The 15,011-nt window shown below is 67.2% G+C and carries 11 protein-coding genes; 7 read left to right on the top strand and 4 right to left on the bottom strand.

From position 1 onward, the window contains the following. The first annotated feature begins 6 nt into the window (after positions 1 to 6). The 6 genes from AC1DGW_RS04585 to AC1DGW_RS04610 all read left to right on the top strand — a co-directional run bounded on the left by AC1DGW_RS04585 (position 7) and on the right by AC1DGW_RS04610 (position 5,749). Complete coding sequence (locus AC1DGW_RS04585) at positions 7 to 489, top strand: FKBP-type peptidyl-prolyl cis-trans isomerase (RefSeq protein WP_478019925.1); 483 nt, start codon at positions 7 to 9, stop codon at positions 487 to 489. Positions 490 to 612: 123 nt separating this feature from the next. Beyond that, positions 613 to 1,827, top strand: a complete 1,215-nt coding sequence (locus AC1DGW_RS04590) for a DUF418 domain-containing protein (protein WP_478019927.1) — start codon at positions 613 to 615, stop codon at positions 1,825 to 1,827. Positions 1,828 to 1,959: 132 nt separating this feature from the next. Further along, positions 1,960 to 3,312, top strand: coding sequence for a glutathione-disulfide reductase (gene gorA / locus AC1DGW_RS04595; RefSeq protein WP_478019929.1), 1,353 nt, complete (start codon positions 1,960 to 1,962; stop codon positions 3,310 to 3,312). Positions 3,313 to 3,411: 99 nt separating this feature from the next. Beyond that, positions 3,412 to 4,338 (top strand): DMT family transporter, encoded by a 927-nt coding sequence (locus tag AC1DGW_RS04600; protein ID WP_478020663.1) that lies wholly within the window; start codon positions 3,412 to 3,414, stop codon positions 4,336 to 4,338. Continuing rightward, complete coding sequence (locus AC1DGW_RS04605) at positions 4,335 to 4,679, top strand: MGMT family protein (RefSeq protein WP_478019932.1); 345 nt, start codon at positions 4,335 to 4,337, stop codon at positions 4,677 to 4,679. The genes AC1DGW_RS04600 and AC1DGW_RS04605 overlap by 4 nt, the downstream gene beginning before the upstream one ends. Before the next feature lie 401 nt (positions 4,680 to 5,080). Beyond that, positions 5,081 to 5,749 (top strand): rhomboid family intramembrane serine protease, encoded by a 669-nt coding sequence (locus AC1DGW_RS04610; protein WP_478019934.1) that lies wholly within the window; start codon positions 5,081 to 5,083, stop codon positions 5,747 to 5,749. A gap of 229 nt (positions 5,750 to 5,978) precedes the next feature. On the opposite strand, the gene AC1DGW_RS04615 is transcribed toward AC1DGW_RS04610, so the two are convergent. Both AC1DGW_RS04615 and AC1DGW_RS04620 read right to left on the bottom strand, forming a co-directional pair. Continuing rightward, positions 5,979 to 7,985, bottom strand: coding sequence for a M13 family metallopeptidase (locus AC1DGW_RS04615; RefSeq protein WP_478019936.1), 2,007 nt, complete (start codon positions 7,983 to 7,985; stop codon positions 5,979 to 5,981). Positions 7,986 to 8,127: 142 nt separating this feature from the next. Next, a complete protein-coding gene (locus AC1DGW_RS04620) occupies positions 8,128 to 10,224 on the bottom strand; it encodes a M13 family metallopeptidase (RefSeq protein WP_478020666.1) in 2,097 nt (698 codons plus the stop codon). A gap of 155 nt (positions 10,225 to 10,379) precedes the next feature. Between AC1DGW_RS04620 and AC1DGW_RS04625 the strand changes: the two genes are divergently transcribed. After that, positions 10,380 to 11,990: a phytoene desaturase family protein gene (locus AC1DGW_RS04625; protein WP_478019938.1), complete on the top strand. Its 1,611-nt coding sequence runs from the start codon at positions 10,380 to 10,382 to the stop codon at positions 11,988 to 11,990. Between the two features lie 117 nt (positions 11,991 to 12,107). Here the strand turns inward: AC1DGW_RS04625 and AC1DGW_RS04630 are convergent, their stop codons facing one another. Further along, positions 12,108 to 12,923, bottom strand: coding sequence for a hypothetical protein (locus AC1DGW_RS04630; protein ID WP_478019940.1), 816 nt, complete (start codon positions 12,921 to 12,923; stop codon positions 12,108 to 12,110). 102 nt (positions 12,924 to 13,025) lie between these two features. Further along, entirely contained in the window at positions 13,026 to 15,011 is a 1,986-nt protein-coding gene (locus AC1DGW_RS04635; protein ID WP_478019942.1) for an alpha/beta hydrolase family protein, read from the bottom strand.

The following is a 15,011-nucleotide window of genomic DNA, read 5'->3' on the forward strand; positions in this document are numbered from 1 at the left end:
TTGCGCATGAAGATCGAAAAAGACCGCGTCGTCCGTTTCCACTACACCGTTTCCGAAGCCGGCCAGGAGCCGATCGAAAGCTCCCGGGAGCGTGGCGAACCGCTGGCGATCCTGATCGGCCACGGCAACATCATCCCGGGCCTGGAGACGGCGATGATGGACAAGGAAGCCGGCGAGAGCTTCGGCGCGGACGTGAAGTCGGCCGACGCCTACGGCGAGCGCCGCGAGGGCCTGACCCAGCGCGTGCCGAAGAAGCATTTCGGCAACACCCGCCTGGTCCCGGGCCAGCAGGTGATCCTGCAGACCAACTTCGGCCCGCGCGCCGTCACCGTCGAGAAGGTCGGCATGACCGTGGTCGACGTTGACCTGAACCACCCGATGGCCGGCAAGGACCTGCACTTCGACGTGGAGATCGTCGAAGTCCGCGAGGCCAGCGAGGAAGAAGTGCAGCACGGCCACGTGCATGGCGACGGTGGTCACCACCACTGATTGCCGACCGGCATGCTGCAGCGAACGGCCCGCCCTGTGCGGGCCGTTCCGTTTCCGGCGACCGGACGGTGGCGATGACCGCATGCTCTAATCGCCGGTCCATCCACGGGGGGACCACGTAACGTGTCCATCGCCACATTCCAGCCGATCGCGCCGGACGAACGCATCGCCACGCTCGACGTGCTGCGCGGACTGGCGCTGCTGGGCATCCTGCTGATGAACATGGAGGCCTTCGTCGGCCCGATGGACCTGTCCAGCACCGGCATCGACCCGCACTGGCAGGGCGTGGACCGCTGGGCGGATGCTTTCGTCTACATTTTCGTGCAGGGCAAGTTCTTCACCCTGTTCTCGCTGCTGTTCGGCGCCGGCTTCGCGGTGATGGCGCAGCGCGCCGAGGCCGCCGGGCGCGACTTCACCCGCTTCTACCTGCGCCGCAGCCTGGGTTTGCTGGGCATCGGCCTGGCGCACGCGCTGCTGCTGTGGTCCGGCGACATCCTGGTCGCCTATGCCCTGCTGTCCTTCCTGTTGCTGGCCTTCCGCGAGGCGCCGCGCGGCTGGCTGCCGGCGATGGGCGTACTGGCCTATATGGCGGCGGTGGGGTTGATGCTGCTGCTGGGCGCGATGGTGACCCTGATGCCGGCCGATGCCGCGGCCACCCAGGCGGCCCATGCGCAGGCGGCGATCGAGGCGCAGCGCCAGGCCTATGGACACGGCACCTATGCGCAGGCGGTACTGCAGCGGCTGCGCGATTTCGGCGCGTCGCTGGGTGCATTGCTGGTGGTGGGGCCGCAGGTGCTGGGCATGTTCCTGATCGGCAGCTGGTTCGCGCGCAGCGGCGCCATCGCCCGGCCCGATGGGCATCGCCGCCTGTTCGCCTGGCTGCGCTGGGGTGCCCTGCCGCTGGGCCTGGCGCTGATGCTGGCCAGCGCGTGGTACCAGCCCTGGCTGGCGCCGGGGCGTTTCGACCTGCGTTCGGCCGCGGCCTATGCCGCCACGTCGGTCGCCGGCCTGCTGATGTGCCTGGGCTATCTGGCCTGGGGCGTGCGCTGGAGCCATGCGCTGCGCGGGCTGGCGCCGGCCGGGCGGATGGCGTTGAGCAACTACCTCGGGCAGTCGCTGGTCTGCACGCTGCTGTTCTACGGCTACGGGCTGGGGTGGTTCGAGCAGATGGGGCGCGCGTGGCAACTGCTGTTCGCGGTGGCGCTGTTCGCCGCGCAGGTCGTGCTCAGCCGGGCCTGGCTGCGCCATTTCCGGTTCGGGCCGATGGAATGGCTGTGGCGGGCGATCACCTATTGGCGCCTGCCGCCGTTGCGCCGCGATGAGGCGGGGGCGAAGTAACCGCAACGGGGAGGCGGGGCATGGCATGCTCGGCATCAGCATGAGCAGCCGGAGTGGACAACCGATGGCCGACTTCACCGCAGGGCGCGCGCCGATGATCGCCCTTTCCCCATGCCGCACGGAGTTCCTGCAGTGAATACCCGATCGTTCGACGTGGTCGTGCTCGGCGGCGGTTCCGGCGGCCTGGCGGCTGCGTTCCGCGCCGCGTCCCATGGCGCGAAGGTGGCGATGCTGGAGCCTTCATTGCTGGGCGGCACCTGCGTCAACGTCGGCTGCGTGCCGAAGAAGGCGATGTGGCTGGCGGCCGACCTGGCCGAGCGCATCGCGCTCGCCTCGCAACTGGGATTCGATGTGCCGGCTGTGCCACAGGTGGCATGGCCGCGGCTGCTGCAGCGCCGGCAGGCATACATCGACGGCATCCACGCCAGCTACCGCCAGCGGCTGCAGGACACCGGCGTGGCGCATATCGCGCAGCGCGGCCGCCTGCTGGATGCGCAGACGGTGGAGTGCGGCGACGGCACCCGGCTGCATGCCCGGCACATCGTCATCGCCACCGGCTCGCATGCGCTGAAGCCGGACCTGCCCGGTGCCGCGCTGGGCGGCGTGTCGGATGATTTCTTCGCCCTGCAGGCGGCACCGGCGCGCGTGGCCATCGCCGGCGGTGGTTACATCGCGGTCGAACTGGCCGGCGTGCTGCATGGGCTGGGCAGCGAGGTGACGTTGCTGGTGCGCGGGCAGCGCCTGCTGGCGGAGTTCGATGTGGAGGTGACCACCCAGCTGGCCGAAAACCTGCGCCTGCAGGGGATTGCCGTCCGCTTCGGTTGCCAGGTGCAGGCGCTGGAACGGCGCGATGGCGGCATCCATGCACGGCTGCAGGGCGGCCCGGCCGATGCCGTGTTCGACACCGTGCTGTTCGCCACCGGCCGTGCGCCAAGCACGCGCGGGCTCGGGCTGGAGGCGGTGGGCGTGGCGCTCGACGACCGCGGCGCCATCGTGGTCGATGCGTTCCAGGACACCTCCGTGCCCGGCATCAGCGCGGTCGGCGACGTGACCGCGCAGGCGATGCTGACGCCGGTGGCGATCGCCGCCGCACGCCGGCTGATGGATCGCCTGTACGGCGGCCAGCCGGAGGCGCGGCTGGATTACGACAACGTACCCAGCGTGGTGTTCTCGCACCCGCCGTTGGGCAGCGTCGGCCTGAGCGAGGAGCAGGCGCGCGCGCGCTTCGATACGGTCAGCACCTACCACAGCCGGTTCCGGCCGATGCTGCAGGCGCTCGGCGACGGGCAGATGCGCACGCTGTTCAAGATGGTCTGCGCCGGCGCGGACGAGAAGGTCGTGGGCATCCACCTGCTGGGCGAGGGCGCCGACGAGATCCTGCAGGGCTTCGCGGTGGCGCTGAAGGCCGGAGTGACCCGCCGGCAGATGGAGGACACGGTCGCGATCCACCCGACCTCGGCCGAGGAAGTGGTACTGATGCGCTGAGCGCGTCGCAGGCGGGATAATGCCGGGGCCATCTTCCCCGGATGCCCTCATCCCGTGACTGCTTCTTCCAGGCGCGTTGCTGCTGCCGCACCGCCGTCGGTGCCTGTTCATTCGCCGCTGCCGACCACCTCGCGCCGCCTGCTCGCCAGTGGCCTGCTGCTGGCCGCCATCGGTGCCATCGCCGCCTCGGGCAAGGCGGTGATCGTCAAGCTCGCTTACCGCCATGGCGCCGACGCCACCACGCTGCTGGCGCTGCGCATGCTGGTCGCGTTGCCGTTCTTCGTGGCGATGGGTGCATGGGCCGCGCGCCGGACGCAACCGCTGTCGCGCGGCGACCTGTGGCGGGTGGCGGTGCTGGGTTTCAGCGGCTATTACCTGTCCAGCTACCTGGATTTCCTCGGGCTGCAGTACATCAGCGCCACGCTGGAACGGCTGATCCTCTATCTCAGCCCGACCCTGGTGGTGCTGATCGCGCTGGTGGTGCTGCGGCAACGGCCGACGCGGCTGCAGGTGGCCGCGCTGCTGGTCAGCTACCTCGGCGTGCTGCTGGCGTTCGGGCACGACATCCAGCTCGACGGCCGGCGCACGCTGATCGGCTCGGCGCTGGTGTTCGCCAGCGCGCTCAGTTACGCGGTCTATCTGTTCGGCAGCGGGCAGGCGGTGGCGCGGATCGGCGCGGTGCGCCTGACCGCCTACGCCAGCACCGTGGCCTGCGCGCTGTGCATCGGCCAGTACCTGCTGCTGCAGCCGCTGGCGGCGCTGGGGAAGCAGCCGGCGCCGGTGTACTGGCTGTCGCTGCTCAACGGCACCGTGTGCACGGTGCTGCCGGTGCTGGCGATCATGGTCGGGGTCAAGCGCATCGGTTCCTCGCTGGCCGCGCAGGTGAGTATGCTGGGCCCGGTATCCACGATTGTGCTGAGCGTATGGCTGCTCGACGAACCGATGGGCCCGTGGCAGAGCGCCGGCACCGTGCTGGTGCTGCTGGGCGTGCTGCTGGTGGGCAGCGGCGTGGCCAGGAAGCGATGAGCAGCGCCGACGCCCCCGGCGCGGGGCACGCCCGCATCCTTGCGGTGATCAGGGCGATCCCGCGCGGGCAGGTGATGGGCTATGGCGAAGTGGCGGCCAAGGCCGGGCTGCCGGGCCGCGCGCGGCTGGTGGCCAAGCTGCTCGGCGCCAATGAAGACCGGACCCTGCCATGGCACCGCGTGCTGCGTTCGGATGGGCGCATCGCCATGCCCGAGGGCTCGGCTGGCTGGCGCGAGCAGGCCCAGCGCCTGCGTGCCGAAGGCGTGCAGGTCGAGAACGGCAGGGTCAAGCGCGAGCGGCCGCCGCGCGATCTGGATGCCGAGATATGGGGACCTGTTTGAAGCAGGAACAAGTGGAGAGAAACGAGGAACGAGAGCAGTGGCACGTTGTGCCAGTGGGTCCCGTGTGAGTGGATCGAGAGCGCAGCTGACAGTCGGCACTCGCGGATGCATCCGGGGGAAAGCCCCCTGAGTCAGGGGGCGGCCGCGAAGCGGCGGGGGTGTGGAAGCACGAGATGGGGCCCGCGGTTTGCGTCGCAAACCGTGGGGCGTCAGCGCGAAGGCGATGACGCATTCCCCCTGAGTCAGGGGGCGGCCGCGAAGCGGCGGGGGTATGGAAGCACGAGATGGGGCCCGCGGTTTGCGCCGCAAACCGTGGGGCGTCAGCGCGAAGGCGATGACGCATCGGCGAGGGTGACGCCGCATCCCCGGCTATCATGGCCGCAGTTCCCAAGGATGCCGCCATGTTTCCCCGATTGCCCACCGTCACCAAGGCGCTGCTGATCGCCAACGTCGTCCTGTTCGTCCTGCAGCAGCCCTTCCTGCTGGGGCTGCAGACGTTCGAGCCGTTCATGCTGTGGCCGATCAGTTCCGGAGGCTTCGACCCGTTCTCGCCGGGGCAGAACTTCCAGCCCTGGCAACTGCTGACCTACGGTTTCCTGCATGGCGGCTTCAGCCACTTGTTCTTCAACATGCTGGCGTTGTTCATGTTCGGTGCGCCGCTGGAACTGACCTGGGGCGAGAAGCGCTTCGCCACCTATTACCTGGTGTGCGTGGCTGGTGCCGGCCTGTGCCAGTTGCTGGTGGCCGCGCTGGTGGGCGAGGGCGGGCCGGTGCTGGGCGCGTCCGGCGGCGTGTTCGGCCTGCTGCTCGCGTTCGGCATGCTGTTCCCGAACCAGCGGGTGATGCTGCTGTTCCCGCCGATCCCGATGAAGGCGCGCACCTTCGTGATCGTGTTCGGCGCCATCGAACTGATGCTGGGCTTCACCGGCTGGCAGCCGGGCGTGGCGCACTTCGCGCACCTGGGCGGCATGTTGTTCGGCTGGCTGCTGATCCGCTATTGGCGCGGGCAGCCGCCGTTCAACCGCCGCGGCGGTGGTGGGCGGCCGAACCATCTGCGCCGGGTGAAGTGACGCGCAAAATGCGCGTCACGTAGGAGCGCAGTTCACTGCGCGATGGCGACTTCCCGGTAAAGCCGCATCGCGCAGCAGGCTGCGCTTCTACGGAAGGCAGGAAACAAAAAACGCCGGGAGCGGTTTTTGACATCGCTTGCCCATGGCTCGGAGGGTTCCCGCCCGGATGACGGAAACGAAAAAGGCGCGGGATCCCGCGCCTTTTTCGTGGTCCATGCCGGTCGGCCGGTCAGCGCCAGACCTTGATCTGCTCTGCCTCGGTGCGCTGCATCGGCTGGCCCGGCCTGCACTGGAACGCCGCGCCGAACGCCGGCAGGTTGGCCAACGGGCCGTTGGTGCGCCAGCGGCCCGGTGCGCGGGGTTCGGCGGTCAGGCGCTGCACCGCCTCGTTGGGCGAGAGCTGCTGCGGCCACAGCGAGGCCCAGGCGCGGAAGAAGGCCTGGCGGTCGGCCGGCTTGGCGTCCGGCTGCGCGGCGGTGAAGGCGTCCCAGGCGATTTCCACGCCGGAGATGTCGGCCATGTTCTCGTCGCGGGTCAGCTCGCCGTTGACCTTGGCATCCTTCACGCCGGGGAACGGGTAGCCGCTGTACTGCGCGGCGACGCGGTTGCCGATCAGCGTCCAGGCGCTCTTGTCGGCCGGCGTCCACCAGCTGCGCAGCTCGCCCCTGGCATCGACCAGCGCGCCCTTGGCGTCGATCGCGCGGCTGATCTCGTGCGCGACCAGCGCGCCGTACGCGCCGAACTTGCCCGGGGTGCCGGCGGCATCGGTGAAGATCGGGCCCTGCAGCGCGGCGGCGGTGACGATCAGGCGGTTCTGCGCCAGGTCGTAGGACAGCGCCGGCTGCTGCGGCAGCACATCCCAGCGGCGGTCGGCGTTGCCCTTGCCGATGCGCTTCATTTCCTGGGCATGGCGCCAGGTCGAGGCGATCAGCATGTTGCCGCCGAAGCTGCCGCGGCCCATCGGCTGCACGGTGTAGTCCAGGTCGCGCAGCGGCTTGCCGATCTCGATCTTGAGCGCGGCCAGCTTGGCCTCGGCCTCGCTCTTGGCCTCGGCACTCATCCAGGTGCTGCGCTTGACCGCGGCGATCTGCGCTTCGCGGATCTGGTCGACCATCAGGCCGGCCTGACGCAGCGCGTCGCGGCTGACATAGGCGGCGGCGTACTCGTGGCCCAGCATCGGGCCGGCGGCGACGTTGATCGCCTCCAGCACCTGCTCCGGGCGAGTCGGCGCGATGGCCTGGCCACGCAGCACGCGGCCGCGGAACTCGAACTCGGCGTCGCGGTAGGCCTTGGACAGGTACGGTGCCATCGCATCGCCTACGCGCCAGCGCAGGTAGGCCTTCCACTGGTCGGCCGGCAGGCGGGTGATCAGGCCATTGAGCTGCTGGAACAGCGCCGGATCGGACAGCGACACCAGGTCGTCATTGACGCCCTGCGCCTTGAGGAAGGCGTCCAGCTGCAGGTTCTTGTAGCGGCCGGTCAGGTCTTTGGTGGACACCGGCGCGTAGTTGTTGAACGGGTTGTTGATGCCGGCCAGCGGCTGCGCGTTGCGCGCCAGCTCGGTTTCCAGCTGGATCACCAGCGCCGATTCGGCGTCGAGCCTGTTGGCCGGGGTGCCGGTCAGCGCCAGGATCTGCTTCACATAGGCGCGGTAACGGCCCATCAGCGCGACCGTGTCGGCATCGGTGCGGGTGTAGAACGCCGGATCGGGCAGGCCCATGCCGCCCTGCATGAAGTAGCCGATGTGGCGGTCCAGCGCCTTCAGGTCCACGTCCGGGGCGAAATTGAACGCCACCGGGATGCCGACCTGGTGCAGCGCGGCGATCGAGGCGGGGATGTCCTTGGCCTTCTTGATCGCATTGATGCGGCCCAGCAGCGGCGCGATCGGCCTGGAGCCGTCGGCCTCCACCGCGGCTTCGTCCAGGCCGCTGGCCCAGAAATCGCCCAGCAGCTTCTGCACATTGCCCTGCGGCGCGGTCATCGCGCGCTCGAGCAGCTGGCGCTGCTGGCTGCGGGCGTTGTCGGCCAGCTGTCCCAGCGCCGTCACCGCGCCGACCTGCGGCACCGGGTTCGCCTTGAGCCAGTCCGCGTTGGCCTGGTCATGGAAATCGGAGCAGGCGGGGCTGACCGCCGGTGCGGGGGCGGCTTTCTTGCGGGCGGCATCGGCGCCTGGCGCGGACAGCACGGCTGCAAGGCCGAGGGCCAGCGCCAGGGAAAGCGGGCGAACGTTGGGCATGTGGAGCGAATCCATCAAGGATTGAAAGTGGGCGGAGTTTAACAAGCCGGCACCGGCGCGGGTGTGGGTGCGCTCCTGCCTGGAAAAACGAAGGCCCGGATCGCTCCGGGCCTTCGTCGGTACCGCGCGGGTCAGCCGCGGATCACCAGATCACCACCTGCTTGTCGCCGGTGCGGACCATCGGCGCGCCGGCCTTGCACTGGAACGCGGCGGCGAAGGTCGGCAGGTTCGACGGTGCGCCCATGGCACGGAACTGTGCCGGGGCGTGCGGATCGGTGGCCAGGCGGACCTTGGCGTTCTCCGGGGTGTACTTGGTGCGCCACACGGTCGCCCAGTTGAAGAAGAAACGCTGGTCGCGGGTGAAGCCATCGACCTTCGGGTCTTCCTTGCCGGCGCTGGCCTTCTGCAGGGCGTCGTAGGCGGTGGCCAGGCCACCCAGGTCGGCGATGTTCTCGCCCAGGGTCAGCGAGCCGTTGACGTTCTGGTCGCCCACCTTGTACTCGTTGAACTGGTTGACCAGCTTGCCGGTGCGACTGGCGAAGCCCTTGGCGTCGGCCGGGGTCCACCAGTCCTCCATGTTGCCGGTCGGCCCGAAGCGCGCACCCTGGTCGTCGTAACCGTGGGTCATCTCATGGCCGATCACCGCACCGATGCCGCCGTAGTTCAAAGCGTCGTCGGCTTTGGGGTCGAAGAACGGCGGCTGCAGGATGGCGGCCGGGAACACGATCTCGTTCTGCATCGGGTTGTAGTAGGCATTGACCGTCTGCGGGGTCATGCCCCACTCGGTCTTGTCCACCGGCTGGCCGATCTTGGACAGCTCCCACTTGTAGTTGAACGCGGTGGCTGCGCGGATGTTGCCCAGGTAGTCGTCGTGGCTGGTCTGCAGCCCGCTCCAGTCGCGCCACTTGTCCGGGTAGCCGATCTTCGGCGTGAAGGTTTCCCACTTGGCGATGGCCTTGGCCTTGGTTTCATCGCTCATCCAGCTCAGATTCTGGATACGCTCCTTCAGTGCGGCGGCCAGGTTCTTCACCAGTTCTTCCATCTTGGCCTTGGCTTCCGGCGAGAAGGCCACCTTGACGTACAGCTGGCCGAACGCATCGCCGGCCTCGCCTTCGATGGTGCCCAGCACGCGCTTCCAGCGGGCCTTGATTTCCTTCTGGCCATTGAGCGCCTTGCCGTAGAAGTCGTAGTTCTCCTGCACGAAGGCATCGCTCAGGTACGGCGAGGCGCCGTCGACGGTGTGGAAGCGCAGGTAGGCGCGCCACATGGCCGGGTCGGTCTCGCCCAGCATCTTGCTCACTTCCTGGTGGAAGGCGGGGATGGCCAGCGAGAACTTCTCCGGCGCGGCGATGCCCTGGGCCTGGAAGAACTGGGTCCAGCTGAAGTTCGGGGTCAGCTTGTCGGCATCGGCCACGGTGACTGGGTTGTAGTATAGCGACACGTCGCGCGACAGCTCGACGCTGGACTTGGACGCCTTGGCCAGGCGGGTCTCGAACTTGACCACGTCCTCGGCCTGCTTGGCGGCGTCGGCCGCGGCTACGCCGGACAGTTCCAGCACCTTGGCCACATGCGCCTGGTAGGCCTTGAGCTTGTCGGCCTTCTTGGCGTCAGTGTAGTAGGTGGTGTCCGGCAGGCCCAGGCCGCCCTGGCTGGCGTAGGCCATGTTCATCGACGAATTCTTGAAATCCGCTTCCGGACCGAAACCGAACAGCACGTTCTCGCCCTTGGCCGCGCTGGTGCGCAGGTAATTGGCGATGGCGTCCTTGTCGGCCAGCGCGTCGATGGCGTCCAGATCGGCCTTCAGCGGGGCGATGCCCAGCGCGTTGATCTTGGCTTCGTCCATGCCCGAGGCCCAGAAGTCGCCGACGATCTTCTCCACGCCGGTGGCGTTCTTGATCGCTGCGACCTGCTCGGCCAGCTGGTGCTGCACGGCGACCGAACGCTCGTCCAAGATGGTGAAGGCGCCCCAGCTGGTGCGGTCGCCGGGGATCTCGTTGGCATTGAGCCATTTGTCGTTGACGTAGCCGCCGAAGTCGGTGCAGACGTCCTTGCTCGGGTCCAGGTCGGCCGCGGTGAAGGCGTTGTAGGCCGGCAGCTTGGACTCGTCCAGCTTCAGTTCGGCGGCGGCTTCGGGAGCCGGCGCGGCGGCGGCAGCGGCCGGGGTTTCTTCTTTCTTGCAGCCGACCAGCGAGGCCGAGACGGCCAGGGTCAGCAGGAGAATCTGGGGTTTGCGAACGATCACAGGAGGCCTCCAGGCCGGATTCGGTGCATGGGGTGAGACCCCGATCACAGGGGCGTGCGCAGAAGATACGCCTGTAACCGTCATGGAAAGGGTGTCGAAGGTCATGCCGGTGGCCGGGGCCGGCGGCGGGCAGGGAGTGATATACAAGGTCCATGACAGACAACTCTTCACGGCAGTGGGATGCGGTCCTGGTCGGCGGTGGCCACAACGGACTGGTCTGCGCGGCCTACCTGGCCAAGGCCGGCAAACGGGTGCTGGTGCTGGAGCGGCGCGACGTGGTCGGCGGCGCCGCGGTCACCGAGGAATTCCACCCCGGTTTCCGCAACTCGGTGGCGTCCTATACGGTGTCCCTGCTGCAGCCCAGGGTGATCGAGGATCTGCAGCTCGAACGCCACGGCCTGCGCGTGGTGCCGCGGCGGATCAACAACTTCCTGCCGCTGCCCGATGGCCGCTACCTGCTGGCCGGCGGCGCGCGCACCCGTGAGGAGGTGGCGAAGTTCTCCGCCCGCGACGCCGAGCGCCTGCCCGCATACGAACAGCGGCTGGAGATATTCGCCGACGTGCTGCGCGCGGTGGCGCTGCAGCCCCCGCCGAACGTGACCGAAGGCGGCTGGCTGCGCGCGCTGCCCGAACTGTGGAAGGCTGGCCGGCTGGGGCGCCGCCTGCAGGGGCTGGACGCGGGCCTGAAGCAGGAGCTGCTGGACCTGTTCACGATCTCGGCGGCCGAGTATCTGGATCGTTGGTTCGAGAGCGAGCCGATCAAGGCCCTGTTCGGTTTCGACGGCATCGTCGGCAATTACGCCAGCCCGTATGCACCGGGTACCGCCTATGTGCTGCTGCACCATGTGTTCGGGCAGAGCAACGGCGTCAAGGGCGCCTGGGGGCATGCCATCGGCGGGATGGGCGCGATCACCCAGGCGATGGCGCGTTCGGCGATCGAGGCCGGTGCTGTGATCCGCACCGGCGCCGGCGTGGAGCGGGTGCTGGTGGAGGGAGGGCGGGCGACCGGTGTGGTGATGGGGAGCGGTGAGGTCATCCGCGCCCGGGCGGTGGTCGCCAACGTGAATCCCAAGCTGCTGTACGAACGGCTGTTCGATCCCGCGGACGTACCCGCCGCCACCCGCGAGCGGATGGCGAACTGGCGCTGCGGTTCGGGCACCTTCCGCATGAACGTGGCGCTGTCGCGCCTCCCCGGTTTCAGCGTGCTGCCGGGGCAGGGCGACCATCTCACCGCCGGCATCATCATCGCCCCCAGCCTGGACTACATGGACCGCGCCTGGCAGGACGCGCGCCGCCACGGCTGGTCGCGCGAACCTGTCGTGGAGATGCTGATCCCCAGCATGCTGGACGACTCACTGGCGCCGCCGGGCCAGCATGTCGCCAGCCTGTTCTGCCAGCACGTCGCCCCGCAGCTGCCGGACGGGCGCAGCTGGGATGATCACCGCGAGGAAGTGGCCGACCTGATGATCGCCACCGTCGAACGCCATGCCCCCGGCTTCGCTGCCTCGGTACTGGGCCGGCAGATCCTCAGCCCACTGGATCTCGAACGCACCTTCGGCCTGGTCGGCGGCGACATCTTCCACGGCGCGCTCAGCCTCAACCAGCTGTTCAGCGCGCGGCCGATGCTGGGCCAGGCCGATTATCACGGCGCGATTCCCGGGCTGTACCTGTGCGGCTCGGGCACGCATCCCGGAGGGGGAGTGACCGGGGCGCCGGGGCATAATGCGGCACGGGCGATACTGGGGATTACGCGGCATTCCTGATGGGCCGCCCGGCCGCATGCGGAGGCTCGCATCGTTGCGCCAAGGATATGGACATCCGTCTTTTCCCTGATGCGAAAACAGCCGCATGAGGCGGCTGTTTTCGAGAACGCGGAAAAATCAGTGAGCGGGCTTGTCGACCGTGATGGTCGGCATCGCATCGTCGGTTTCCGGTTCCGGGGCATCCTGCTGTGGCGCGACTTCCGGAATACGCGAGCTCTTGTCGGCGTCAACCGCTGTAGCCGCCCCGACCGTCACGTTGGCGATCCGCGGTTCCTTCCATACCGAATCATGCCAGGCCTGGTACTGCTTGGGATCCCAATAGCGTTTTTCGTAGAACTTGCTGCCGTCGATGGCTATGTCGCTGTCGGGAATATAGATCTTCACATTGCCGGCGAAGCCGGTACGGCTTCCGGTCATCTTGAGGCGTTCGCGCCTGAGCACGGTGGCAATGCGGGGCAGCGACGCCTGGTCGCCATAGCGGGCATAGACCTGCTCGCCTTCGCTGATGGCGCGGGCGCGTTCGCTCTCGCTTAGTTCTTTCCAGTACTGCTCGCGCAGGCCGAGGAATCCGCGATAGCCCCGTTCGGCGGCCAAGTCCATCCATGCATAGGCCAGTGCGCGATCGGCCTCGGCTCCCCGGCCCGACCACAGCATTTCCGCCACCATGCCCTGCGATGGCTTGTCGGCATAGTAGGCCGCGCGCTGGAAGTAGCGCATGGCTTCGGCGTATTCCTGCTTCTTGTATTGCTCCAGGCCGAGCAGCCGATAACGGATGTCCGGATGGCTTTCCAGAAATCCTGCCGCACGCATCATGGGGTCCGCTGCGGGATCCACCAGTTTGGCCGGGGCCGATTGCCCTGCAGCCATGCCTGCAGGAGCAAGGCACGACAGCAGCAGAAACGCGGGGAGAAGTATCGTCGCACGGTGACGCATGGTGGGCTTTCCTTGGCACGGAACCTGTGGGTAGGCGACCAGTATTACCCGGCCCATTCCCGGGAGAATGGGCCGGATGTCATGGCTGCGTTCCGCCAGGAATCAGTTGGCCTTCTTGCCGCCGCCGATATGGCGGTCGAAGAAGGACAACATTTCCGTGTAGAGACGCTGGTTGTTCTCTTCCTTGTAGAAGCCATGGGCTTCGCCGGCCTGGATGATCATCCCCTCCGGCGCGTTGCCGGCTGCCGTCAGTGCCTTGGCCATCGCTTCGGTGTGCTCTGGTGGGCAACGCTCGTCGCGCGCACCGGCCGCCAGATAAACGGGAAGCTTGAGTGCGCTGACATGGGTGATCGGGGACATCGCGTCCTGCTCGGCGCGGGTACGACCGAACGATCTCGTCAGGTAGCGGCGTCCGCCTTCGTCGCGGCTGGTGTCGCTCTTGGTGAGCTGGATCTGCGCGTCGTAAAGGCCCACGTAGCCAAACGCGCACTTGAACATCTCCGGGGCCCGGGCAGGAGCCATCAGCGAGGCATAACCGCCAAAGCTACCGCCGTAGATGCAGACGCGGTCCTTGTCCACGACTCCCTGGTTGATGACGTGGTTCGTGCCATCGATGATGTCGTTCATGATGCCTTCCGACCACTGGCCGTAGGCCAGATCCTGGAATGCCTTGCCGAAACCGCCGGATCCGCGATAGTTGACCTGCAGGGTGGCGTACCCACGGCTGGCGAACATCTGCGCTTCCATGTTGAACCCCCAGTTGTCGCGGGGACCCATGGGGCCGCCATGTACATTGACGATCAGGGGCAGGTTCTTCCCGTCAGACCCCCTGGGAGTCGTCAGGTAGCCATGGATCGTGCGGCCGTCGCGGGCGGTGAAAGAAATGGCCCGCATGGAACTCATCTGCCTGGCGTCGATCCAAGGGCGGTTCTTCATCAGGAACCGGGCCTTGTTGGTGGTGCGGTCGAACAGGTAAAGCTCGCCGGGGTTGGTATCGCTGTAGACGCTGACCACCACCAGTTTCCCGTCACGGGTTGCGCTGCTGAAATTGACCATCTGGCCGGGGAACGAAGCCGCCAGTGATTCATACAGCTTGGTGTCGGGGTGCTCGGGTTCGATCAGGGAGATCTCCGGTTCCCCGGCTTCCGTGACTGCGGCCAATATCCGCTCCGAACCGTCGATCGACTGGATGTAATCGGAGGCATCGGATACCGGGTCCTTGAACAACTGCTTGAACTCGCCATTGGTGGCGTCGAGCAGGCCCAATGCCGCTGGTGCCTTGCCGTCATCCTGGGAAGCATAGATGTCGCCATTGGCTGCCGAGCCCAGGATGCGCAGGCGGTTTCCTCCGGCCTTGGATGAGTTGAGCAGGTTCCACGAGCCGTCCGCGGTACGCGCATAGACCTCGTTATGTATGTCGTAGCCGTTGCTGTCGTCCTTGTCGCTGTAGCAGACAGCAAAGGCAGGCAGCTTTTCATGGTCCAGCACCAGTGAGCAGTTGTCCTTCGGTGCACGTCCGAGCGACTTGCGCCTGCCGCTGACGGTGTCGACCATCACCACTTCCGAGCCTGAGCCGGTGTTCGAACGACGGTAGTTGGCAGTCATCAGCACGTTGACATCATCGTCCTTCAGCGTGTCCAGCAACGAGAAGGATTGGCCGTCGATCTGCTTGGAGCGCTGGGTGACATTCTGCGTGCCATATTCGATCAGGGTTCGCGGTTGCGAACCATCGGCATTGACGGCAAACCATTCACCAGTCCCGACGGGGCGCTCGAAGGAGCCGATCTTTCGCACGGCGTTGAACATCAACCGTTCGGGGCTCGTCCAGTGGAAGGCACCCACGCTCTTCTTCTCCGGGAGCTGGTTGATTTTCATGATGCTGAGATCGCGCGTGCGCAATATGGTCAGTACATCCTGGTCCCCCTGGTCGACGCGGATGGCCAGGTAGTTGCCATCGGGGGAAATTCTGGCACTGCTGTAGGTCGGGTGCTTGACGAAGTCGGAAATGGACTGGGCATACGCACTGGCAGCAGGCAGGGTGCATGCAGCAGCCAGCAACCAACCTGCCGTTTTGTATGTTGGTTTCAT

It is taken from the genome of Stenotrophomonas sp. 05N423 (assembly GCF_056397145.1).